Source organism: Tropicimonas omnivorans, from assembly GCF_031846565.1.
GTDB lineage: Bacteria > Pseudomonadota > Alphaproteobacteria > Rhodobacterales > Rhodobacteraceae > Tropicimonas_B > Tropicimonas_B omnivorans.
Genome location: NZ_JAVRHL010000003.1, coordinates 959,853 through 981,011, shown reverse-complemented (window position 1 = coordinate 981,011; position 21,159 = coordinate 959,853). Strand labels below are relative to the sequence as shown.

Annotated in this window: 25 protein-coding genes and 1 pseudogene; 7 read left to right on the top strand and 19 right to left on the bottom strand. The window is 64.4% G+C overall.

What is annotated here, in order from left to right:
* Positions 1-22: 22 nt before the first annotated feature.
* The 3 genes and pseudogenes from RM543_RS15310 to RM543_RS15300 form a co-directional block, all read right to left on the bottom strand.
* Positions 23-478 carry a DUF411 domain-containing protein gene (locus tag RM543_RS15310; protein WP_091846716.1) on the bottom strand — a complete coding sequence of 152 codons (456 nt, stop codon included), beginning with the start codon at positions 476-478 and terminating at the stop codon, positions 23-25.
* A gap of 3 nt (positions 479-481) precedes the next feature.
* On the bottom strand, positions 482-1,855 hold the full coding sequence (locus RM543_RS15305) for a M23 family metallopeptidase (RefSeq protein ID WP_311693147.1): 1,374 nt from the start codon (positions 1,853-1,855) through the stop codon (positions 482-484).
* Positions 1,852-2,310, bottom strand: a pseudogene (locus tag RM543_RS15300) (SCO family protein). Before RM543_RS15300 ends, RM543_RS15305 begins: the two are co-directional and overlap by 4 nt.
* 336 nt (positions 2,311-2,646) lie before the next feature.
* Here RM543_RS15300 and RM543_RS15295 point away from each other — a divergent pair.
* The 6 genes from RM543_RS15295 (at position 2,647) to RM543_RS15270 (ending at position 6,246) form a co-directional block, all read left to right on the top strand.
* On the top strand, positions 2,647-3,075 hold the full coding sequence (locus tag RM543_RS15295; RefSeq protein WP_311693145.1) for a MerR family transcriptional regulator: 429 nt from the start codon (positions 2,647-2,649) through the stop codon (positions 3,073-3,075).
* A gap of 65 nt (positions 3,076-3,140) precedes the next feature.
* Positions 3,141-3,782: a cation efflux transmembrane domain-containing protein gene (locus RM543_RS15290; RefSeq protein ID WP_311693143.1), complete on the top strand. Its 642-nt coding sequence runs from the start codon at positions 3,141-3,143 to the stop codon at positions 3,780-3,782.
* A 1-nt stretch (position 3,783) separates the two neighbouring features.
* Entirely contained in the window at positions 3,784-4,110 is a 327-nt protein-coding gene (locus RM543_RS15285) for a YnfA family protein (RefSeq protein WP_311693141.1), read from the top strand.
* Positions 4,111-4,179: 69 nt separating this feature from the next.
* On the top strand, positions 4,180-5,106 hold the full coding sequence (locus RM543_RS15280; RefSeq protein ID WP_311693139.1) for a cation diffusion facilitator family transporter: 927 nt from the start codon (positions 4,180-4,182) through the stop codon (positions 5,104-5,106).
* 10 nt (positions 5,107-5,116) lie between these two features.
* On the top strand, positions 5,117-5,479 hold the full coding sequence (locus RM543_RS15275) for a SpoIIAA family protein (RefSeq protein WP_311693137.1): 363 nt from the start codon (positions 5,117-5,119) through the stop codon (positions 5,477-5,479).
* A gap of 17 nt (positions 5,480-5,496) precedes the next feature.
* Positions 5,497-6,246 carry a heparan-alpha-glucosaminide N-acetyltransferase gene (locus RM543_RS15270; protein WP_311693135.1) on the top strand — a complete coding sequence of 250 codons (750 nt, stop codon included), beginning with the start codon at positions 5,497-5,499 and terminating at the stop codon, positions 6,244-6,246.
* A 295-nt stretch (positions 6,247-6,541) separates the two neighbouring features.
* Here RM543_RS15270 and RM543_RS15265 read toward each other — a convergent pair whose 3' ends face one another.
* The 12 genes from RM543_RS15265 to RM543_RS19000 form a co-directional block, all read right to left on the bottom strand.
* Positions 6,542-7,549 (bottom strand): alpha/beta hydrolase, encoded by a 1,008-nt coding sequence (locus RM543_RS15265; RefSeq protein ID WP_091846708.1) that lies wholly within the window; start codon positions 7,547-7,549, stop codon positions 6,542-6,544.
* Positions 7,539-8,030 (bottom strand): hypothetical protein, encoded by a 492-nt coding sequence (locus RM543_RS15260; RefSeq protein WP_311693131.1) that lies wholly within the window; start codon positions 8,028-8,030, stop codon positions 7,539-7,541. The genes RM543_RS15265 and RM543_RS15260 overlap by 11 nt, the downstream gene beginning before the upstream one ends.
* 9 nt (positions 8,031-8,039) lie before the next feature.
* Positions 8,040-10,055, bottom strand: a complete 2,016-nt coding sequence (locus tag RM543_RS15255) for a conjugal transfer protein TraG (protein WP_311693129.1) — start codon at positions 10,053-10,055, stop codon at positions 8,040-8,042.
* A 115-nt stretch (positions 10,056-10,170) separates the two neighbouring features.
* Positions 10,171-11,904 (bottom strand): relaxase/mobilization nuclease domain-containing protein, encoded by a 1,734-nt coding sequence (locus tag RM543_RS15250; protein WP_311693127.1) that lies wholly within the window; start codon positions 11,902-11,904, stop codon positions 10,171-10,173.
* A gap of 246 nt (positions 11,905-12,150) precedes the next feature.
* Positions 12,151-12,864: a lytic transglycosylase domain-containing protein gene (locus RM543_RS15245; RefSeq protein ID WP_311693125.1), complete on the bottom strand. Its 714-nt coding sequence runs from the start codon at positions 12,862-12,864 to the stop codon at positions 12,151-12,153.
* Between the two features lie 83 nt (positions 12,865-12,947).
* A complete protein-coding gene (locus RM543_RS15240; protein ID WP_311693124.1) occupies positions 12,948-13,454 on the bottom strand; it encodes a S26 family signal peptidase in 507 nt (168 codons plus the stop codon).
* The gene (locus tag RM543_RS15235; protein WP_311693122.1) at positions 13,451-13,930 is read right to left on the bottom strand and encodes a DUF2840 domain-containing protein; all 480 of its coding nucleotides are present in this window, start codon (positions 13,928-13,930) and stop codon (positions 13,451-13,453) included. Before RM543_RS15235 ends, RM543_RS15240 begins: the two co-directional genes overlap by 4 nt.
* On the bottom strand, positions 13,927-15,000 hold the full coding sequence (locus RM543_RS15230) for a replication initiator protein A (protein ID WP_311693120.1): 1,074 nt from the start codon (positions 14,998-15,000) through the stop codon (positions 13,927-13,929). Before RM543_RS15230 ends, RM543_RS15235 begins: the two co-directional genes overlap by 4 nt.
* Positions 15,001-15,008: 8 nt before the next feature.
* Positions 15,009-15,296, bottom strand: a complete 288-nt coding sequence (locus RM543_RS15225; protein WP_311693118.1) for a helix-turn-helix transcriptional regulator — start codon at positions 15,294-15,296, stop codon at positions 15,009-15,011.
* A 106-nt stretch (positions 15,297-15,402) separates the two neighbouring features.
* Positions 15,403-15,936: a DUF2285 domain-containing protein gene (locus RM543_RS15220; protein ID WP_311693116.1), complete on the bottom strand. Its 534-nt coding sequence runs from the start codon at positions 15,934-15,936 to the stop codon at positions 15,403-15,405.
* Positions 15,937-15,961: 25 nt separating this feature from the next.
* Complete coding sequence (locus tag RM543_RS15215; RefSeq protein WP_311693114.1) at positions 15,962-16,264, bottom strand: transcriptional regulator domain-containing protein; 303 nt, start codon at positions 16,262-16,264, stop codon at positions 15,962-15,964.
* 147 nt (positions 16,265-16,411) lie between these two features.
* Positions 16,412-16,609, bottom strand: a complete 198-nt coding sequence (locus RM543_RS19000) for a hypothetical protein (RefSeq protein ID WP_432280463.1) — start codon at positions 16,607-16,609, stop codon at positions 16,412-16,414.
* A 309-nt stretch (positions 16,610-16,918) separates the two neighbouring features.
* Here RM543_RS19000 and RM543_RS15205 point away from each other — a divergent pair, with 309 nt between their 5' ends.
* Positions 16,919-17,140 (top strand): helix-turn-helix domain-containing protein, encoded by a 222-nt coding sequence (locus RM543_RS15205; RefSeq protein ID WP_091846697.1) that lies wholly within the window; start codon positions 16,919-16,921, stop codon positions 17,138-17,140.
* Positions 17,141-17,245: 105 nt separating this feature from the next.
* On the opposite strand, the gene RM543_RS15200 is transcribed toward RM543_RS15205, so the two are convergent.
* The 4 genes from RM543_RS15200 to RM543_RS15185 form a co-directional block, all read right to left on the bottom strand.
* Positions 17,246-17,569: a DUF736 domain-containing protein gene (locus RM543_RS15200; RefSeq protein ID WP_091846696.1), complete on the bottom strand. Its 324-nt coding sequence runs from the start codon at positions 17,567-17,569 to the stop codon at positions 17,246-17,248.
* A gap of 589 nt (positions 17,570-18,158) precedes the next feature.
* Complete coding sequence (locus RM543_RS15195; protein WP_091846695.1) at positions 18,159-18,611, bottom strand: hypothetical protein; 453 nt, start codon at positions 18,609-18,611, stop codon at positions 18,159-18,161.
* 172 nt (positions 18,612-18,783) lie between these two features.
* Positions 18,784-19,713 (bottom strand): DUF2493 domain-containing protein, encoded by a 930-nt coding sequence (locus tag RM543_RS15190; protein WP_091846694.1) that lies wholly within the window; start codon positions 19,711-19,713, stop codon positions 18,784-18,786.
* Between the two features lie 344 nt (positions 19,714-20,057).
* A complete protein-coding gene (locus RM543_RS15185) occupies positions 20,058-21,116 on the bottom strand; it encodes a DUF7146 domain-containing protein (protein WP_311693109.1) in 1,059 nt (352 codons plus the stop codon).
* Between the last annotated feature and the right edge of the window lie 43 nt (positions 21,117-21,159).

Here is a 21,159-nt window from a genome sequence, read left to right as displayed (position 1 = left end):
TCGGATTCCCTTTAGTCCTTGGTCAGTTGCCGGGATAGCTGGCAAAAACCTCTGTCGAACCATCTTCATAGATCAGAAAGACATCGTAGGCATCGCGGCGACTGCCTTGATCCATGCCCGGAGATCCCAGCGGCATCTTTGGCACGGCGAGGCCCACGGCCTCCGGGCGTTCCTCAAGCAATCTGGATATGTCCGCAGCCGGGACATGGCCTTCGATCACGTAGCCATCGATCAGGCCCATATGGCAGGACACCATCCGCTGAGGAACGCCGTTGTCGAGCTTGAAGCGGACAAGAGTTCCACCGAACATGTCGTGCCCGGTCGTCTCGAAGCCGTTTTCGTCGAGATGGTTCATCCAGGCGACACAGCAGCCGCAGCTGTTGGTCTTGTAGACGTCGATCTGCGATTGCTCTGCGGAGACCTTCGCAAACGGAAAGAGTGCAAGGGCGCATGACAGGGCCATAATCGATCGTTTCATTGGTCAGAGTCTTTCGTTTGGATTCGTCGGAAGAAGACCGGCGAGGTGCTCGTCAAGCAAAGTCCGCGCCGCGCCAAGACGCATGATCGCATCGTCGTTCCGCTCTTCGTGTTCTACGGCTTCGGCGAGACGGTCGTCGGAAAGAGGATCGGTCGGCCGCCCATTGACGCGCACCTCGTAGTGGAGGTTGGGACCAGTCGCGGTACCGGTTGCACCGACGCGGCCGATCGTATCGCCCGCCGCGACGCGATCGCCCACCGCCAGCCCGTCTGGAACCGCGCTGAGATGCGCGTAGCGAGTCATGGTCTCGGAGCCGTGCGAGATTTCAACAACCCGCCCGTAGCCGCCGCGTCGCCCGATGAAGCTGATACGTCCGGGCGCGGTCGCCGAAATCGGCGTGCCGCGCGGCGCGGCGAAGTCCACCCCGGTATGCATGCGGGTATCGCCATAGACCGGATGCGCACGGCGACCAAAGACAGAACTGAGACGCGCACCTTCGACGGGCTGGGCAAAGACGCGCATCGTCTCGCCGTCCCGATAGATCGTGGCCCGGCCGGTGCCGTCTTCGGGCCAGACAATCTCGAATTGCGTATCGCCGAGGTCGAGCACAGCAAAATCCAGTTCGGGTTGCCCGATCACCCCGCCTTCGACACGTTCCTCGCGCCACATCAAGCGCATGATTTCGCCGCCCGACAGGTCACGCCGAAAGTCCACAGTGCCGCCCAGCATTTGCGCCAGATCGACTGCGAAGCGCGCGGGGATACCGGCGTCAGCGAGCGCCGCGAAGAGGGAGCTCTCGATGCGCGTTTCTGCCGCGCGGATCAGCAGCTCGGATTCGGGGGAAAGAACACGGGTCGCGACATCCGCACCGAAGACGGTTTCGATCCGAACGCCGTCGTCGACATCCAGCACCACCCGCTGCAAATGCCCGTCATGCCCTGTCTCGACAGTAAGTCCATGTCCCGGACGCAGCCGACGCAGATCGTATTCCGCTGCAAGCGCCAGGGCGATTTCGGCTCGCTCTGAAGCTACGAGGCCAGCTTCCGCCAGAACGGTATCGAGCGTTTCGCCAGAGGCGATTTCGCGCGACCAGACCTCCAGAAGCGGCTCGATGACTGGCGCGGAAGTCTCGGCGATCGCGGAGGCAAGAGGAGCTGGAGAAGTGAAAGTCGGCGCTACCTCTTTTTTACCCATATCCAAATCGTTTGCGTCCGAGTTGGAGAAAGTGGGCAAAGGCATAGGCTCCGGTATCCAGGTGGCGGCATTGCGAAGGGAGGGCGGAACAGGCTCCTTTCCCAGTTTGTCGAATAGAAGAATGCCGCCCGTTGCGATGCCGCCCGCCGCGAACAGTCCTGTCGCCAGATATCTGATCTTCATGTCGCCTCTTCCGTTTCTTTTTTCATCGTGCGCCGGATTTTCGGCACCGCGAATTCCCGCGGTTCGTGATAGTCGATGGTCGTGACGAACCAGCCCTCGACGTCGAACAAGAACACGCTCGCCGTGTGGTTCAACGTGTAGTCACCGCCTTCTGTCGGTACTTTCTCGTAGTTTGCGCGGAAACCTTCAACCGCACGGGCGATCTGGTCGTCGGTGCCGGTCGATCCCTCGATTGCGGGATGAAAGTGGTCGACATATTCCGCCATGGTCTCGACCGTCTCGCGGTCGGGATCGACCGTGATGAACACGACATCAAGCCGTCGGGCATCGCCGCCCAGTGCGTCCAACCAGTCCGAGATATCCGCCAACGTGGTCGGGCAGACGTCCGGGCAATAGGTGAAGCCGAAGAAGATCAGCATTCATCGCCCCGCAAAATCATCTTGCGTCCGGACCATTCCGGTGTGATCCGAAAGTTCGAACTCGGCTTGGATCGCATTTCCGGTCTTCCGCGCAGTGTCTGAGCGGTAATCCACCCGAAGCAGGAGCCACAGAAAAACAAGCGCAGCGATACCTACCAGCGTCCAAAGGGATTTCTGCAGAAACGTCATTCTCAACGTGGCTCGGGATCTCTGGGACCTTGTTAGCGCGGGAGATACATCCTCCAGCTGCTAGAGGTTCAAGCCATTTCCGTCGCATAAGTCGTTTCGTCGCAAATCTGTGATTGGAGCGAAGAACGCTTGCCAGCCCACGATTCGAAATCTACCGAAGCTGTAGCTTTAAAGATGTTGGACATGCTGACGATTGGTAATCTCGCCAAGAAGACCGGGACCAAGGTCCAGACGATCCGCTACTATGAACAGATCGGCTTGATGCCCGAGCCGGAACGAACGGCGGGCGGTCAGCGTCGCTACGGGGAGGACGAACTCGACCGGTTGGCTTTTGTGCGCCACGCCCGTCAGCTGGGATTCACGCTCGAAGCTATCAGGGAGCTTCTCGACCTAAGCGATGAACCCGACCGGTCTTGCGAGAACGCTGACGCAATCGCGCGTCGGCAGCTTCGCCAGGTTGAGCAGCGCATCGCGCGTCTCGAGGCCTTGCGCACCGAGTTGAAACGCATGGTGCGCGAATGCGCGGGCGGACAAACGGCCGATTGTCGAGTGCTTGAGGTCCTGCGGGACCATTCGGAGTGCCTGACCGATCACGACGAGATCGGTGCTTAGGCCCTCCCGTACGGGAACAATGAGTTCGTCGATCCGTTTGGACGTCGCCGCCAGGGAGACACGCGTTGAGCGAAAGCATCCAGCCGAAAGACGCGCGCCAGCGCCGCGTCCTGTGGATCGTGCTCTTGCTGAATGCCGCGATTGCGGTGGCGTTCTTCATAACCGGCGCGTTCGGCGACTCCACGTCGCTGATCGCCAACGGCCTCGACAACACATCCGACGCGTTCGTCTATGCCCTGAGCCTGTTCGCGCTGTCCCGGTCGGCCAGATGGAAGCGGATCGCGGCGACCGTCTCCGGGAGTGTGCTGATCCTGTTCGCCGTCGGTATCTTGTTCGACGCCGGTCGCCGCTACCTCGAAGGATCGGAACCGCTGGGCCTTGTGATGATCGTGATGGCGCTGATCGCCGCCGCTGTGAACCTCGTCTGCGTCGTTCTCTTGCGCCGGATCTCCGATCCGGATGTCAACGTGCGCGCCGCCAACATTTTCACGATGAACGACTTTCTGGCAAATGCTGGCATTATCGTCGCCGGCACGCTCGTCGCCTGGCTGGGGACCAACTGGCCCGATCTGGCGGTCGGTGTCGCCGTCGCCGTCGTGGCCGCCTGGGGCGGAATCGAGATATTGAAGGATGCGCATGGAGAGCATCACGAGGCTGTCCACGACGATCCTGTCGGTCAGAAGGCTCGCGAGGCAACCCCGGACTGACATGCACGCAGCTGTTGCGTATCCGCTGGCCGCATTGGCCGAGATTGCCGGTTGTTTTGCGATCTGGGCGTGGTGGCGTCTTGGGGCCACGTCGCTCTGGCTGGTGCCCGGAATCCTTTCGCTCGCGATCTTCGGATGGCTGCTCGCACAGGTCGAAACCGTCGTAGCGGGACGCGCCTTCGCAGCCTACGGCGGGGTTTATATTGCTGCATCCGTTCTGTGGATGTGGTTGGCAGAAGGACAGCGACCGGACAGGTGGGACCTAGCTGGAACCGCAATTTGCCTGATCGGGGCGACGATCATTTTGGCCGCGCCGCGTGGCACGTGATCAAAGGACTTGAACCTACAGTAGCTGTAGCCCCTACATCCCTCTTCGAACGATTCGAGGAGCCCTTTCGTGCCGCACGACCACAGCCACACGCACCTTGATCCTGAGTTCGGCGACCGCCGCGTCTCTATAGCGATCTGGGCCAACGGTATTCTGACGGTCGCGCAGATCGTGGGCGGCATCCTGTCCGGCAGCCTCGCCCTGATCGCCGACGCGCTGCACAACTTTTCGGATATGGCGTCGTTGGTCATTGCCTTCGTGGCACGAAAGATCGCGCGGCGTCCGGCGGATGAGCGTATGACCTTCGGATACGGACGGGTCGAGATCGTCGCCGCGCTCATCAACTACACGACGCTGATCCTTATTGGTTTCTACCTCATCTACGAAGGAGGAATGCGGATCATCGACCCGCCGGAGGTCGGTGCGTGGACCGTAGTGATACTCGGTGGAGTGGCACTGGTCGTGGATACACTGACGGCGGTTCTAACCTATTCGATGCAGAAGGGCAGCGTGAACATCCGCGCGCTGTTCCTGCACAACCTGTCGGATGCACTGGCATCGGTTGCCGTGATCGTGGCCGGGACACTCATCCTGCTCTACGACATGTGGTGGGTCGATCCCGCGATCACGATCGGTATCGCGCTCTATATCCTCTATCTCGCCATCACCGAGATAGTTGGCCCGATCCGCACGCTGATGCTCGGAAGCCCGCCGGATATGGACAACCGGGCGGTCATCGACGCGATGCGCGACGTAGACGGCGTGGCCGATGTCCACCACGTCCATCTCTGGCAGATGCAGGAGAATGAGGCCGCGCTCGACTGCCATGTCGTGCTGACCGATGGGGGCTGGGACCGGATCGAAGACATCAAGGCCGCGATCAAGGGCCGACTCAAAGATGAATTCGGCATCGGGCATTCAAGCCTCGAATTCGAGCATGAAAATCGCTCGCACGAGAATGCCGACCTCTACGGCCACGGCAAGTCCGACAAATAGGAAAATTCCCATGTTTACGGAAATCGAGACGGCGGACAGCAATGTCATCGGCATCGCCTGCCGGGGTAAGCTGAGCGAAAGCGATCTGGAGAGAATGCACGGGCTTCTGCACGAGCGGCTCGAAAGGCCAGGCAAACCTGGTTTCGTTCTCGATCTGACCGACTTCGACGGCTACGACGGCCCGTCTGCGATGCTGGAAGACCTGAAGATCGACACCGCCCACGCGAACGACTTCAGCCGCGTGGCCATCGTTGGCGAAGGCGTCCTTATGGAATGGGGCGCGAAACTGGCCGACGCCCTGACCCAAGCCGAGATGCGCAACTTCGACCCGGCTCAGATGGATGCGGCAATCGAATGGGTGCGTGGAAGTTAGAGCGGTACATGCGAGAAATGCCCGCATCGGAAATCCTCCACTCGAAGACCAGCATCCCGCGCCTCGACATCGTCGATGTCGTTCGAGGGATCGCGATCGCGGGTGTCGTGCTCTTTCACCTGGTTTGGGACCTCGCCTTCCTCGGCGTCATTCCTTCGGCGGTCTCCGTCCATCCACTCTGGTTGCTGTTCGGTCGCTTGCTCGCGGGAACGTTCATGGTCCTGGTGGGTATAAGTCTCGTACTCGCAACAGCGGGCGGTTTCCGGCGACAGGCATTCTTACGACGTCTCGTCGTTCTGATTGTGGCCGCGCTGATCATCAGTGTCGTAACCCGCGTGATTTTCCCGCAGAACTTCGTCTATTTCGGCATCCTGCACGCGATCGCGGTCGCGAGCGTGGTCGGCGTTCTCGTTTCACGGCTCTCCACATCCGTCATCGTGGGGCTTGGCTTCGCGACCTATGCGTTGGGCTTTCTCTGGACATCGGAAACCTTCGATCCGCGATGGCTGGCCTGGACCGGCTTCGCGGCCTCTCCACCGCCCAGCAACGACTTCGTTCCCTTCTTCCCGTGGATCGGATTGACGCTGTTCGGCATCGCAGGAACCCGGATCGCTTTCGCGCGAAACTTGGTCCGATACGCTCGCCCGTTGCACGGACACACGGCGCGATCTTTGGCATGGCTCGGCCGACACAGCCTGACGATCTACCTGATCCATCAACCCATACTGCTTGGCCTGCTGATCCCGATCGTCAATCTTACAGGTTGAAAAAGAATGCAGGCCCGTGCCAAAGACGAAGCTTGAAGCTGATACATCAGGTTGCGCTGATCACGGCAGCGGCACTGCGGCAGAAACTGCTGGCATCAAGACGGCCACTTGTCCGCTGTGTAGCGTTGTCCGGTGAGGACCCAGTCTCGATCTTCGTTACCAAAACACCAAGGTTCGCTTCGACGAGGCTACCGAGACAGGGATGGTGATGCCTCATTGTCGTCAAACCCTTCACCTTCAAAATTGGAAAAGGTGAGCTATTGGGTATACTTCCCGTTCCGTATCGCTTTACAGGTTAGTGGCCCTTACTCAAAAAACGCGAAATAGATAAGCCAGTCCAGATAATGTGTGGGGGCAGTGACAGTGAGTAATGACCACAGTTGAGTTCCAATACGTTCGGCTTTGCTCCTCCGGCCTCCAGCTTTGCTATAAACTTCTTCGATAGCGCTGGTATCACGACCGTGTCCCTTTTCGCCACCACCAAGAGTAGATCAAGATCCGGTCTCGCTAATCTTCGTGTCCAGGCTGCAAGACTGATCGGAGCCCAAGCCCGTCGTAGGTCGGCTAGTTCGATCTTATTCTCAAGACTGGCGCGAATGTGTTGAGTGGCGCGACCGGTCCATACCATGTCCGGGAGGCTTCCGGCTGTCAGGACAAGCGCAGCCTTTCCGACGGTCTGTTCGTGGGCAGCTACCAGGCCGGCAGTCCAAGATCCAAGACTAAGGCCAAGAACCGAGAAACTCTTATATCCTTCGCTTTCCAGAATCCGTATGAGCTTTCTACCGTCTAAGACAGCCTGTCGCATGGACTGGATGGTACGGCCGAGATTTGAGCTGAGCATGTAATCCGCATGCAGGGACCCATGACGCCTTCGTTCAAAGTGATACGGCATGGCAATCTCGACGACTGTGATTCCTTGCCGTGCGAGATATTTTGAAAGTTGACGGTAACGCGCTCCCGCATTCCAATGATGGAAGATCAAAAGCGCGTGCTCGTTTATTCGAGTCTTCGTTACCTTCGCCGAGACGACGTTGTTCTCTTCGGTGTCAGTTGAAACCGACGACGGGAATTCAATCCATCCATCTTTCCACTTAACGCCCAAATTCTGCGTGTCCGGTTCGTCGAAAAAGGTTGGGTCCTCCGCAGTCATGGCGGCAAGAGCGCAAAATTCCCTTATACTCCTCACTTTCCTCGCGCCTGGACATGCTAGTTCCGCGTCAAGCGCGAAATCACTCCTGTGCTTCAGCGCATTTCCGCGCTGCACCCGATGCTCATCCCACCGATCTAGCAATCTATGATACATTGCGGCGATCCTCTATCTCGCGTGTTTGGCGCATGCTGAAAGCAGGATTGAAAAGTCCATATATCGAGAGCAATACAGTTACACCCAACAAGGCTGAGAAACCCGAAAAGGCACCGATCGAAAGATATCCAGTAGTAAGCAGAACTACGACCACCGCCATCTTGCGCAGCTGTTTTCTAGATCCGCTAAAACGACCCAGAGCATAATGGGCCTTGATCACGGTCAGCCAATGGCGGACGAAGAGGGCGAGGGTCTCGAGGGCGATGGTCTGGTCGCGTTCCAGCCGGTCCTGCGTGCGGTTCAGCCGGTCGAGCCGCGCGGAAAGCGCCGCTTCGAGCCGTTCGCTCGCATCGGGGGTGACGAACGACGCAATGGCGGCTTCCGCGACGAGGGAGAGGGACCGGTCGCGCCGGTCGGCGTAGGCCGTCAGCGCATCCATGACGGCGGGCTCGAGATAGACGGAGAGGCGGGCCTTGCGCATCGGTGTTTCCTAGAGGTCGATGCCGTCGCCGGGATCGAGTGCCGCTTGCCTTGCCACGGCGCTGAAGCGCTGGCGCTCGCGCCGCAGGGCCTTCGCGCGGACCGCATCCTCATCGGCATCGTCGCCGGACGCCGTCTCGTCGAAGTCGAACTCTTCCCGCGCATGGACGTCTTCGGGGCTGAGCGCGACCTCTACCGGCAGGTCGGGCGCGCGGCGGACGCCGCCATCCTCTTCCTTGGTTCCGGCCTTCTGCGCGTCATCCGGCACGGCAGGGCGAGCCCGGACCGCGGCGATCGTCGGGCGCGCGGTCCAGTCATCGGCCGGTGGGACGCCGTCGCGCTCACATTTCGCAGGATCGGGCGGAGCCAGAATGCGCCGCTGCAACTGCCGGTCCTCGAAATAGCGCGCCTTCTTCGCCCGGATCGGCGGTGCGCCCGAGACGAGGATCAACTCGTCCGTCGATGGCAGCTGCATGACCTCGCCCGGGGTCAACAGCGGCCGCGCCGTCTCCTGACGCGAGACCATGAGATGGCCCAGCCAGGGCGAGAGCCGGTGCCCGGCATAGTTCTTCATCGCGCGCATCTCGGTCGCCGTGCCGAGCGTATCGGAGATGCGCTTTGCGGTGCGTTCGTCGTTGGTGGCGAAGGCCACACGGACATGGCAATTGTCGAGGATCGAATTGTTCGGCCCGTAGGCCTTTTCGATCTGATTGAGCGATTGCGCGATGAGGAAGCTCTTCAGGCCGTAGCCGGCCATGAAAGCAAGCGCGCTCTCGAAGAAGTCGAGCCGCCCGAGGGCCGGGAACTCGTCGAGCATCAAGAGGAGCCGGTGCTTGCGGGTCTTCGCCTCCAGTTCCTCGGTCAGCCGCCGTCCGACCTGGTTCAGGATCAGGCGCACGAGCGGCTTGGTGCGGGCGATGTCCGAGGGCGGGACGACGAGGTAGAGCGTCGCCGGGCGATCGCCTTCGACGAGATCGGCGATGCGCCAGTCGCATCGGCGGGTCACCTCGGCCACGACCGGGTCGCGGTAGAGCCCGAGAAACGACATGGCGGTGGAGAGCACGCCGGAGCGTTCGTTGTCGGATTTGTTGAGGAGCTCGCGGGCTGCGCTGGCCACGACCGGGTGCGGCCGGTCGCCCAGATGCGGCGTCGAAAGCATGCTCCGCAGCGTCGCCTCGATCGGATGGGCCGGGTCGGACAGGAAGGTCGCGACGCCCGCGAGGGTCTTGTCGGCGCGCGCATAGAGCACGTGAAGGATCGCCCCGACGAGCAGCGCGTGGCTGGTCTTCTCCCAATGGTTGCGCCGCTCGATCGAGCCTTCGGGATCGACGAGGATGTCGGCGATGTTCTGCACGTCGCGGACCTCGCTGTCGCCGCGCCGCACCTCGAGTAGCGGGTTGTAGGCCGCGCTTGCCGGGTTCGTCGGATCGAACAGAAGGACGCGCCCGAACCGCGCGCGCCACCCGGCCGTCAGCGTCCAGTTCTCGCCCTTGATGTCGTGGACGATGGCCGAGCCGGGCCAGGTCAGCAGGGTCGGGACGACGAGCCCAACGCCCTTGCCCGATCGGGTCGGGGCGAAGCAGAGCACATGCTCCGGTCCGTTATGGCGGAGATAATCGCGCTCCCAGCGTCCCAAGACGGCCCCGTCGGGCGTCAGCAGATCGGCGGCGCGAACATCCGACATTGTCGCCCAGCGGGCCGAGCCATAGGTCGCCACATCCTTGTCCTCGCGGGCGCGCCAGACGCTCATGGTGATGGCGACGGCCACTGTCGCGAAACCGCCGGTGCCGGCGATGATTGCGCCTTCGACGAAGACGCGCGGGGCATAGGCGTCGTACCAGTACCACCAGAGGAAGAAAGAGGGCGGCGGATAGACTGGCCAGTCGCCCAGTTCGAACCACGGCGCGCCGAGCTGCGCCTGGAACCCGAGACGCCACGCCGTCCACTGCGTCGCGGCCCAGACGAACAGGAACGCGGTCAGGCAGGCTGCGAGGATCTGGCCCCAGAGGATCTTGGTCGCGTGCATGCGCGGGAGCAGACGCGAGCAGCGGGCGGAAACAAGGATGAAGGTACAGACCTCGAAGTGCCGGGTAGCACGGCGTAGAAAACGGATGGTGCGAGAGGACCGACTTGCGGCTTGGTCAGACCGACGGCCCCCTCTGGCGACCCGGGGTCCAATCGATTCCGCCAGCCGCCGTGACCGTCCCGGACACCTGCTGCCCGATCCGGCGTTCCAGCGGCTGCGCCCACGGCACAAGCTGGAACCCCAGCCCGTTGTCGATCATCGCGAAGCGTCCCGAGGCGAGCGTCACGCGGCGCGTCAGGAGACCGGAGACATGCGCGCCTTCTTCCGCGGCAAGGGGCGGCAGTCCCGTCTCCCTGCCGATCCGTTCCCAAGCGGCAGCGAGATCCCTCTGCCGGAGGGTCGCGATCAGATCGCGGGAGAGGCGGAGCCGGTCCCCGCTCCGCATCGCCAGCCCCTCGCCGACGAGATGGTCGGCTCGAGCGGAAAGGGCATCCCGAACCTCCCGGCCGAACCCTGTTCCGGACAGCGCGGCCGGCGCCGTTCCGGCCAATTGCCGGTCGAGCCAGGTCGCCCCGTTCGCAATTGTTTGACGCTGCAGGTCGAAATCTGACCGAACGGAAACCACCAGCCGCGACGTCCCACGTGCCGGCTGCGTCCAGCGCGCCTCGACGATGCCGCCAATCGGCGCGTCGGAGGCCGCGTCGAGATCGGCGAGGGCGACATGGTGCGTCCGTCCGTCGACACCGTCGATCACGACGAAGGCCGAGCCGGTCAACTCATCGTCGAGCCCGCGTGCGGCCATCCGCCCGAGGATCGATCCACTCTCCGGCGGCCCGTCCGGCACCAGCCCGGCCGTGCCGCGCGTCGCGGCCTCGGCACCGAGCGCGTCGTGCAGCCGCGCGATGATGTCGCCGCGGCGTTGCATCTGGCGCAATCCCTGTTCGGCATCGTCGGCCAGACGCCATCGCCCGCTCTCGATCGGATCGGCGAGTCCGAGGCGTTCGAGATGGCGGACGCGGCCGATTCGCAGCGGCGCGGTCTCGTCCTGTCTCTCGCCGAACCGGGGGCGGAGATCGACGACGCCGTCGACGGCATCGCGTTGAAGCGTCCTGTCGAGGCCGGTCCATCGGTCCGCCTGGACTTCGCGCTCCAACCCGGATCGAATTTCCAGATCGCTTCGCGGTCCGAGCTCGAGGGTCGCGCGTTCGGACGCCCGGCCGCGCAGCCCGCTGCCGATATAGTCCCGTGCGATGACGAGATCCTCGCCGGTATCGGTCCGCCCGCGGACGAGGACATGGATATGCGGATGCGTGGTGTTCCAATGATCGACGGCGATCCAGTCGAGCTCGGTGCCCAGATCCTTCTCGGCCGTCGCCATCAGGTCTCTCGTGAAGCTTTGCAGGTCCGAGAGCTCGGCCGCGTCTTCGGGTGACACGATGAAACGGAAATGGTGACGATCGTCCTCGCAACGTCCGGCGAATGCCCCGGCATCGACATCGACCTCGTACGCATCGAACATCCGGCCGGGTTCGCCGTCGCGGGTCACGCCGTCGCGCCTGAGATAGGCGAGATGGGTGGAAAGCGGCGCCGAGCGCCGATTATGGCGCACCACCCTGGCTTTCACGGCCACGCGGCGGGCATGCGGTCCGAGCCCGATGCCGGCGCGCAAGCTGGCGGAACTCCCGCGCCCGAAACTGCTCTTGGATCCTGATCGCGCGCGTTCGCCGCGCTTGACCCCACCCGCCCGGTTGGCGGCCTTCAGCGCCTGTGCCACGAACGGCTTGGTCCGCGTCGACCGGCCCTGGCGAATGCGGCCGGGTCGAATGCTGAACTCGTCCTCGTGAGCCATGGGGAAATCCTCGCGATGTGCAGAAATGGGTGCAATCCGAGAGCGTTACGGGTTGGCTGAAGGTGCGGCTGAAATTCGCACCTCGCGCTATACCTCGTGAAATCAACGCGTCAGCGGCCGACCCACACCCGCGCACCTCGCGGCTTTTATCTTGCCATCCAGCTCTTCCGTCTCCGGGTTCCCGCCCGAACGCCGAACAGCGCACGATTGTGGACGCGGCAGCACGCTCGGGGGCAAAAGCATGCCTCATCGCCGATCCTCCGCACCGCGGCGGACGAAGAGGCTGTCGGAGCCCTCTGCTACCCCTTCGTCGGGGCCGAACGGCGCAGGATCTTCTGCGACGGATCGGGCTTCGCGGCTATACGAACCTTCTTTGATGGATCGTGGACGGTCCGCACCCGGCGGGCTCCCGCGCTGCACGAAAATTGGCGCGTCGCGGAAATCCGACGGGCTGTCCGGCGGTACAATCGCGGCAGCGTCGCCGCTCATCGATGGAAGTATGGCGGCAATATAGGCGCGGGTCTCGCGGGGCAGGGGGCGACCAATCTGCAGCAAGTCGTCGACGCGCGCCGGACCGGCATTGTAGGCGGCGAGCATCCTCACGACGGTGCCGAAGCGATCGTGCATCTCGCGCAGATAGGCGGTGCCGGCGAGGATGTTGTCGCGCTCGTCGAACGGATCGGGCCCAAGGCGGTAGCGCGCCTGAAGCTCCGCCCAGGTGCCGGACATGATCTGCATCAGGCCGATCGCACCCTTCGGCGACACGGCGCGCGGGTCGCCACCGCTTTCGCGATGCATCACGGCCCTGATCCAGATCTCCGGGATGCCGAAGCGCTGCGACGCGTCGGCGATATGAATGGCCCGAGCGGTGCGATCCTCGGCTGCGGGAGATACAGTCTGAGCGGTCGATGGCTTGACCGGAAGGACCATCAGAACGACGACACACAGACTCAGCACCATCGCCAACGCAGTCGACGTGCGGCGCGGACTTGCAGCAGGGCAGGGCTTTGTGCGGCTGGATTGTGCGGACGAGTTACGCTGCATCATGGCGTCGCCCGGGTCCGGATCGGAACGGCCCGACCGCGAAGCGCCGACACCGGCAGCGGACCGAAATACCGCCCGTCAAGCGAGTCCGGCGTGTCCACGTTCAGCAGGAAGACCTGACCTTGCCGGAGTCGATGGCAGCCGGACCAGCTCGGCAACGAGCGTCCACGACTGTCTTCGGCGCGGGCTGCAGCAACCGCCTTCCCGTCGAGCCGGACGATCGCACCATTTCGGCAGATCGTCTGGCCGGGCAGCGCGGCGACGCGCTTCAGCATCGGCAGGCCGCGCGGAAGATACCCGCGCCGATCCAGATAGCGAGCCAAATCCTCCGGCGGTTCGACGAGGACGAGATCCCCGAGCTGCGGCGACGATGTCGGGAGAACGGCGTAGAGACCGACGGGGACGCTGGCGCTCGCGTTCCAGATCACTCGGGGAGCGACGTCGATTGCGACGGTCGACAGCGTACCGGCGCACAGGGTGGCGGAGAGCATGGCGACAATTCTCATGGCGTCACCGATTGGCGCAGCAGCCAGGCGCGATGCCGATCGAGCGTGTAGGGCTCGGCGGCTCGGCCGAGGCTCAGACGGTTGTGGACATGCCGCCAGTGTTCCGGGCAGACGCGCTCCGGCGCGATGCCGAGCGCTTCGATCCGATCGATGGTCTCCAGCGCCGCCTCGACCTTCGGCCAGCCGGAGAGGCGCAGCAGGCATTGCGCGCCCGGTGTCACGCCGGGAATCGCGACGCGCTCTGCGCGCTCGCCGCCTGCGCGCAGGATGTCGATCCGGGAGAGCACTGTCCCGTAGGCGTTGGCCTGCCAGCGGACGTAGGCGAAGACGCTTCCATCCACGAACCCGACGATCCGCCAATGCCGATCGACGATCCGTTCGCGCGCGATTCGACCGAAGCGGATCCACTGCTCGATGCGCCCTTCGTCCCAGATCAGGGTGACTTCCGTGAGGCCTGCACTCCCCGGCACGCTCATTCCTTGCGCCCCCTTGCGGTCGGCGGATGGCCGCGATCGGGGCTGGTTTTCCACAGGGCGTCGCTGGCCTTCCGGAAGTTAGATTCTCCTTTAGATTCTTTACGGTCGCCATTCCGCGTTTGGTCCCAAAGGGTTGGTTGCGATCCGTGCGCCTGATCTGCCGATAGGGATGCGCCCGATCTGCCGATATGGTTTGCGCCTGATCTGCCGATACTTCGCAGCACCGCGGCGACCTTATCCACAGGGCTCGCGGGCCAGAAGCGGAGCATCTCGGCCCCGGTGGCATCACGCTCGATGTTGAGCGCGTAGCCGGGCAGGGGCTGGCGGGCGACGATCCGGCGCAGGTCGAGGGCGAAGTCGGAGGGTCGCGCCAGGCTGCCGGATTTGGCGTGGAGATGGCGAAACTGGAAGGCCCAGCCCCGAGGCTGGCGGCCCGCATGCTTGCGCGCGACGCGGTAGAGCCAGCGCTCGATCCCGCCCCTGAGCTGGAAGTAGGCCGGATCGATCGTGAGAACGAGCGAGTGGTCGAAGACGCCCCTGTAAAACCAGTCGGGCAGGACGAACTCCATGCCCTCGCAGCGCCCGGACGCGAGCATCCGCTCCTCCCATTCGTTGATCCAGGAGAAGCGATGGCGGCGCCATTGCGGGCCGTTCCGGATCGTGGTGCTGACGGCGGTCGATTGCAGCCGCGTCAGCGCGCGCTTCAGGAGATCGTATTGCTGCTTGCCGGTTCCGCGCCCGACCGAGGTTAGCAGTTGGTACGGCGTGAAGCGGAAGTAGCGCGAGGTCGGCAGGCCGGCATTCGCGGCATCGACCAGCTGGCTGCCGGCCCAGATCAGGATGTCGGCATCCCAGATCGAGGCCATGCCGTGCTCCGGGACGGCGTGGACTTCCACCTCGACGCCGCCCGATCGGTAGAGGATCGGCGTCACCCGGCGGCTCTTCGACAGCGAGAAGAACGGCCGCTCCATCAGGTCGCGCTGGTCCCGACGGGGCGGGCCATCCTGCCGGATAGGCTCGAAGGGCAGGAGGAGCGATCGTTCGCTGGACGCGTGTCGGTGCGAGGACATCGTCCGGCTCAGCCCCTACGCGGCGCGCCGGCATAGGCCGCAAGCCGTGCCGGGTGGCGCTTCGCCGGCAGTACCTCGTCGGCGCAGACATCCGACGTCGAACGTTTTTGTCCGCGGTCGGCCCAGGCCTGCAGATCCTCGACCGAATAGACCACGCGGCCGCCGATCTTCCGGTAGGCCGGGCCGGTCCCGTAGGTCCGGTGCTTCTCGAGCGTGCGGCCCGAAAGGCTGAGGAAGCGCGCGGCCTCGGTCGTTCTGAGATAGCGGGGCGGCAATCCGGCGAGGGGATCGGGCATGGGGGTGTCTCCTGAGGGCTCTCGGCGCCTGCGGGACATCCGCAGCGCATCGAGGCGCACCATCGGAGACGGAAGACGGCGTGCTCAGGGTCGGAGTTGAAGGGGGTCAGGAGCGACCTTGACGTTTCGGCGGGCGCAGGAGGTCGCGGTAGTCCCGGGCAATATAGCGTGTCCCGTCGCGCAGCAGACGGCGGAGCGCGCTGCGCTCGTGGCTCGACGCCCAGTCCGGACCCGGCGATGCGCCGAGCACCCGTTCCGCGGTCGCCCGCTGCCCGAGCCCGGCCGCGCGGAGGTCGCTGGCATAGAGCATCGCGGCCAGCCGGGTGTGATTGCGTTGCGGCCAGGAAACGTCGGGAGGCGACCGGGCGGCGGCGGGATTGGCCATCGCCCGCCAGAACCGGAGCGCGACCTCCGCGCGCTCCCGGGCGTAGGCGTCGGGCTGGATGTAGATGCCGAAACGCGTTTCGGGTTTCGGCAGGGTCGTTCGCTGCGGCAGCCAAAGCCGGGCCGGTCGCGCGGAGCCAATATTGGCAAGGATGTGAAGACCGTCCCCGGCGAAGAAGATCTCCGCTCGGCCGGGCCAAGTCCCGAGGTCGAAGGCAAATGCGGACAGGTCGCCCGCATGCCGCCGTTCGGGCACAAGGCAGACGCAATCGATAATATGATCAGGCCGCCAGAGGGGCGTGGCCTCGTCCGCGCGCAGATGCCGGTCCGGCGCGAAACCAGAGCCCCCACCGCGCGATGGCGTCGGCGCGGTGGGGGCTCTCCGGTGGTTTGCGGTGGGTCCGTCGCGGAGGATCGGGCGCGGAACTGTCATCTACGGCAATTTGACCGCGGCCGTTCGCCTGATCGACGTCTTCGTGGAACTCCGGGTTCCGGCGCAGGAATTCCCACGCAAAATCCGCATCGTCGAGATCGAGTGCATAGCGATAACTCGCGGGAATGCGCCAGGCTCCGGTCTGCGTCATCGGCCATCCCCGATCGTCGTGAGCACACGTCAGGCGTGCAAAGACCAAGCATCGGAAACGGCAAAGATGTGGGGTAGGGGTGACCGCGCTATTGCGGCATAGGCAAAAGGCGATAGCGCAGGAAATCGGTACGTTCTCCGGCGGAAATCAGCCCGGTCGCGCGTTCTGCAGGAGCAGTTTATGGCCTGCCTCGGTCATCCACTGCGCCCGTTTCAGGTGGGTCTCGTAAGCGCGACGCGCTGCTTGGGGCTCTTCGACGGGATCGAGCCCGAGGACGATTCGGGCCACCTCGTCCCACGGTGCATTCTCCGCGTTGGCGTCGAGCAGGCGGAGATACGTGACCATGTGGGTCCGGTCGTAGGGTGTGAGATCGGGATCAGAGGGGGCCTCTGGCGCGATCTCCGGGTCAAGTTCAGGTCGATCGGTTTTGTTGTTTCGCGTATGGGAAATGGCCTTCCGCTCCTCAAATGCTTTGATGTCTTCTATACGCCATTGGTCGCGATACTCAGGTGCTTTTGCCGACAGAGTTCGTGGCACGAATTCCGAGATGCCGCCAGTTATCCGCTACTATGCCATCGTGCCGGGACGGTACTATAGAGGCAATACATATTATAGTTGATAAACTTATAATATGTAGGCTGCGACCGCTCGTGCATGGATATGCGGAGACTGGTCGGCCGAAACTTTGCCCGCTTGCGGCAGGAGCGGGGCCTCACACAAGAACAGGTCGAGGAATTGTCTGGGTTCAGCCAGCAGTATCTCAGCGGCCTCGAGCGTGGAAGGCGGAACCCCACGATCATTACGCTCTACGAATTGGCTCAGGCCTTGGGCGTCGATCACTTGGACTTGCTGAGGCCTGACGACGAAGTGCGCTAAGGATGCATGTCATCGGCATTTGCTCGCGCGCCTGCGGCGGGTTCATCATCGGGTTGTTCACGCGCGTGGCCCCGCCCGATCGCTCGGGCGGGGCGATGGCGATCCTCAGTCGCCGTTGGTCCGGCGGGCCCGGGACCAGATGAGGGAGTAGCCGTCGCCGTCCTCGTCGTCGAAGAGGTTGGCGTAGATCGGCGCGGTGAAGCTCGGATCGTCGAGCTTGAGCCCGAGATAGGCGCGGCCCTCGGTCGAGGTCTTGGACCAGGCCGCCCCGATCTCGGCGCGGCCGACGAAGACCCGGTGGGAGGGGGCGTTGTCGGAGGTGCGGCTGTCCTCGGGGACGATGCGGACCGCCTTGGCTTGGACGCTGAGGGTGACGATTTCGCCGGTATATTCGCTGCCGGACTTCTTGAAGGTGCCGATGGTCGCCATGTCGTGTCTCCTGATCGCTGTTGTTTCGAACCCGCGCCCATCGCGGCCTCGATGGTGATCGACAGGGCCGGGACGAGCGCCGACGCAGTCGGTACGGCCCGCAGCGCCGCGGAGGACGGCGCAGCCGGGGCTTTCTTGGACCCACCCGGGTCGTCCGCGAGGAATGGCCGAAGGCCAGGGGAAGAAAGCTCCGGCGGAGCCGTTGCGGCCAAGGCGATCGAGGCGCCAGCCGATCCCGGCCAGATCAACACCTCGAGAGGTCCGCGTGCGGGCGGGTGCCGGGACGACGCCCCGATCGGGAGACTGGCGGCCGTCGGTGCCCCGCTTCAAGTCTGGCGAATATTCCGTCGCAGAAAGAGAAGCCTCGGCGTGTAGACGGGCCGGATAGCGCTGAGGAGAACGGCCGCGCTCCGAATGCCTCCCGCAACTGGATCGACACTAGACGCAGCGAGATTACCCGGCACAGCGAGGCCTCGACGGAGGAGAGCCGCTCCCGTCGCGGCAGGGCGCTGCGGGCCGCTGCTCGCTCCATCCCGGCCTTCTTCGACAGAGAGGATGGCGGCGTCTCCCGTTGGTTCCAGCCTGCCGGTCAACGGGGAAGGATCGTCGCCTCTTCCCCGTCGATCGGATCGGGGCCAGTGCCGAAGAGATTGCCCATGCGGACCCAGGCCGTGCCGCCGATGATAAGACCGCCGAGACCGCCGAGCACGACGCGAAAGAATTCGGCATCGAACCCGATGCCGGACAGCCCATGGACGGCGTAGTATCCAGAGAGCGCCGCCGGGAGGGCATAGACCAGCGCGACACCGGCCTGCAGCCACGGATTGCGGAGGATGGCGATGAGGAGCTGGCCGAGGACGAGTGCTCCGATGCCAGCAAAGAACCCGGCTCCGAGCGCCTCTGCAAGGCCCGCGCCACTCTCATTCGCGTACATCCCGACGGTCAGGCCGACGAAGAAGGGCAGCGCGTGGATCGCGAGGGTGAAGAGGAGCCAAAGCAGGATGCCGAGGCCGAGAAGACTGACGAGGCTGCCGATGAACATGATGCGTTCTCCCGTATGGGTTGTCGAACGCGCATCCTCCACCGCCAAGCGCCTGCAAGCATCCTAACAGATTTTCGTGGTTCTTCGGAGGACATTGCGCGCAAGGGAATGTCGCCGCACCGGCGGGACGCGAAATCCCGCTGATGCAACGGTGTAGCGGTCAAGGAGGCGCTTACGCGCCGCCCCGGTCACGGAAGTCGAAGAGCGGGATGCCGAGCGTGCGGGCCTTGTCGGCCAGGTTGTCGGTGATGCCCGTGCCCGGAAAGACGATCAGGCCCACCGGCAGGGTGTCGAGCAGACTGTCGTTGCGCTTGAACGGGGCCGCCTTGGCGTGTCGCGACCAGTCCGGCTTGAACGCGATCTGGGTGATGCCGCGATGTTCTGCCCATTTGGCGGCGATGAGCTCGGCACCCTTCGGCGATCCGCCATGGAGCAGCACCATGTCCGGGTGCTTGGCCTGCACCTTGTCGAGCACGGCCCAGATGCGATTGTGATCCTGACAGTCCATGCCGCCCGCGAAGGCGATCTTCGTGCCCTTGGGGATCAGCAGGGTGCTGTCGGCGCGTCGCCTGGCCGAGAGAAAGTCCCGGCTGTCGATCGTGGCCGCGGTCAGATGCCGATGGTTCACCCGGGAGCCCGAGCGCGGCGTCCAGGGCGATCCGGTGAGCCGGAGATACTGGTCCGCGGCGCTGTCGCGGAAGACCTCCAGGCTGTCGCGGCGCTGCAGGAGGCCCTGTCCGATCTCGATCAGGGTCTCGAGCTGGACCGCGGCGACCTCGGACCCGTCCTGTTCCCGCTGCCCGCGCTTCTGCGCCTGTTCGTTGTCGTCGAGCTTGCGCTCGATGCGAAGGACGGCGCGGTGGAACATGTTGACGCTCGACCAGAGCAATTCGTCGAGGTCCCAATCGAGCGCGGTCTCGGCCATCGCGGAGACGAGGACGGTGAGGATGTCGGCGGCGGCGCGGGCGGCCACGTCGTCGTCGGGGCAGTCGCGGGGATCGGGCTCGGAGGCGGAGGGTCGGTATCCGTGCAGTTCGAGGTCGGCGAGCACCTGCGCGGTGGCGGAGGGGGCGGTTTCGGCGATGTCGGGATAATCGGTCATGGGGTGGCTCCTCGTCGGGGGACCGCGCCTCGCGCGGCCTTCATGGCGACGGGACGCGGCCGGCGGGACGGACCTGCACCGGCGCATGCCCCCGAAGGGATGCTTTGCGGTTACCCCATGGGCGCGTCGGCCGGAGCGCAGCGGAGGATGGCGGGGGGCGGCTCTTTTGGATCGCGATGCAAAGCGCGGCGCCTCTCGCCGCGCGGCGGAAAAGAGCCGCCCCTCGCCATTGCCGGCCCGGCCCGCTTGCCGCAGACCACAGCCCTTTTTGAAGGCCGTGGGCGCGGCTCTCCCTCGATCCGGTGCCGCCACGCCGGCAACGTTCCGGGATCGGCGCGGTCCGCTCAGGCGGTCTTGTCGCGCTGCCCGCCGATCGGCAGGAAGCGCGCGGCATCCTCGGGCGCGAGCTGGCTCCGCAGGTGATGCCGCAGCCCATCCGCACCGAACGTCATCAGGTCCTCGTTGAAATCCTCTCGCGACGGGGTGAGCGGGATTGCATCGATGCCGAGGCTCTTGGCGCGATTGGTCAATGTCTTCATCGCGGCGTCGCCCGCCGGATCGACATCGCGCAGGATATAGAAGCGGCGGAGCGCGGGGGAGAGGTCGATGGCGGCCAGATGCGCGGCGGAGAGCGCCGCGATGCCGGGCAGGGCGGGAAGGGCTTGCCGCACCGACAGGACGGTCTCGATGCCTTCGCCCGCGGCCAGGATATCGGCGGTCGTGCCGAACCGGACGCCACCCCCGCGCAGCCGGCCCATGGCCCGTCGCGGCGTGTCGATGGGCGCCTTGCCGAGATTGGCGCGGCTGAACCCGTCCGGGTCGAGCCAGGTCCGGTGCACGCCGGTGAGGGTGCCGAATGAATCTGTGACGGCCGCGATGAGCGCGGGCCAGGTCTCGGTCGGGCTATACCGATCCGGGCGATAGAAGCAGGTCGGATGGAAGCGCAGCCAATCAGTGCCCGCAAGATCGGCGATGCCGCGCGCGGCGAGATAGGTCTCGGCCAAGGTGCCCCGGATTTGGCGTGCCATGGCGAATAGGCGTCGCGCAGCATTTGGTGATCCGGACGCCACGCGCTCGATCGTCGGTCGGCCGTCCGGCTTCGGCAGGTGCAGGAAGCGCCGCGCCTCGTCGGCCACGTCCGCAAAGTCGGTCAGGCGGCAGGTCTCGCGGATGATGTCGAGCAGGTCGCCGTGCTGTCCCGTCGCGGCATCGGTCCAGCGCCCTGCCGCGCCCGTGCCGCGGGCGGGCCCCGTCAGCCGGACGAAGAGGGATCGACCGGGATCGTTGTCGAGATTGCCGACGAGCCAATAGGATCCCTGACGCCTGCCGTTCGACAGGTATTCCCGGCAGACCGCCTCGGCGTGGGCCGCGAGATCGGCGGCGAGGTCTGATGCGCTTTGCATGGATCGGCCTCCGTTCGGCAAAAAAAGGCCCACCGTCGGTGAC

Bases quoted from the DNA above. Each gene is read 5' to 3' on its own strand.
- RM543_RS15190 (WP_091846694.1), bottom strand. From the start codon at position 19,713: ATGACCGATTATCCCGACATCGCCGAAACCGCCCCCTCCGCCACCGCG.
- RM543_RS15305 (WP_311693147.1), bottom strand. From the start codon at position 1,855: ATGAAGATCAGATATCTGGCGACAGGACTGTTCGCGGCGGGCGGCATC.
- RM543_RS19000 (WP_432280463.1), bottom strand. From the start codon at position 16,609: ATGGTCACGTATCTCCGCCTGCTCGACGCCAACGCGGAGAATGCACCG.
- RM543_RS15255 (WP_311693129.1), bottom strand. From the start codon at position 10,055: ATGCACGCGACCAAGATCCTCTGGGGCCAGATCCTCGCAGCCTGCCTG.
- RM543_RS15250 (WP_311693127.1), bottom strand. From the start codon at position 11,904: ATGGCTCACGAGGACGAGTTCAGCATTCGACCCGGCCGCATTCGCCAG.
- RM543_RS15225 (WP_311693118.1), bottom strand. From the start codon at position 15,296: ATGCCCGATCCCCTCGCCGGATTGCCGCCCCGCTATCTCAGAACGACC.
- RM543_RS15310 (WP_091846716.1), bottom strand. From the start codon at position 478: ATGAAACGATCGATTATGGCCCTGTCATGCGCCCTTGCACTCTTTCCG.
- RM543_RS15235 (WP_311693122.1), bottom strand. From the start codon at position 13,930: ATGAGCGTGCCGGGGAGTGCAGGCCTCACGGAAGTCACCCTGATCTGG.
- RM543_RS15245 (WP_311693125.1), bottom strand. From the start codon at position 12,864: ATGGTGCTGAGTCTGTGTGTCGTCGTTCTGATGGTCCTTCCGGTCAAG.
- RM543_RS15195 (WP_091846695.1), bottom strand. From the start codon at position 18,611: ATGTTCATCGGCAGCCTCGTCAGTCTTCTCGGCCTCGGCATCCTGCTT.
- RM543_RS15260 (WP_311693131.1), bottom strand. From the start codon at position 8,030: ATGCGCAAGGCCCGCCTCTCCGTCTATCTCGAGCCCGCCGTCATGGAT.
- RM543_RS15215 (WP_311693114.1), bottom strand. From the start codon at position 16,264: ATGACGCAGACCGGAGCCTGGCGCATTCCCGCGAGTTATCGCTATGCA.
- RM543_RS15200 (WP_091846696.1), bottom strand. From the start codon at position 17,569: ATGGCGACCATCGGCACCTTCAAGAAGTCCGGCAGCGAATATACCGGC.
- RM543_RS15270 (WP_311693135.1), top strand. From the start codon at position 5,497: ATGCCCGCATCGGAAATCCTCCACTCGAAGACCAGCATCCCGCGCCTC.
- RM543_RS15205 (WP_091846697.1), top strand. From the start codon at position 16,919: ATGGATATGCGGAGACTGGTCGGCCGAAACTTTGCCCGCTTGCGGCAG.
- RM543_RS15240 (WP_311693124.1), bottom strand. From the start codon at position 13,454: ATGAGAATTGTCGCCATGCTCTCCGCCACCCTGTGCGCCGGTACGCTG.
- RM543_RS15275 (WP_311693137.1), top strand. From the start codon at position 5,117: ATGTTTACGGAAATCGAGACGGCGGACAGCAATGTCATCGGCATCGCC.
- RM543_RS15295 (WP_311693145.1), top strand. From the start codon at position 2,647: ATGCTGACGATTGGTAATCTCGCCAAGAAGACCGGGACCAAGGTCCAG.
- RM543_RS15185 (WP_311693109.1), bottom strand. From the start codon at position 21,116: ATGCAAAGCGCATCAGACCTCGCCGCCGATCTCGCGGCCCACGCCGAG.
- RM543_RS15285 (WP_311693141.1), top strand. From the start codon at position 3,784: ATGCACGCAGCTGTTGCGTATCCGCTGGCCGCATTGGCCGAGATTGCC.
- RM543_RS15230 (WP_311693120.1), bottom strand. From the start codon at position 15,000: ATGTCCTCGCACCGACACGCGTCCAGCGAACGATCGCTCCTCCTGCCC.
- RM543_RS15265 (WP_091846708.1), bottom strand. From the start codon at position 7,549: ATGTATCATAGATTGCTAGATCGGTGGGATGAGCATCGGGTGCAGCGC.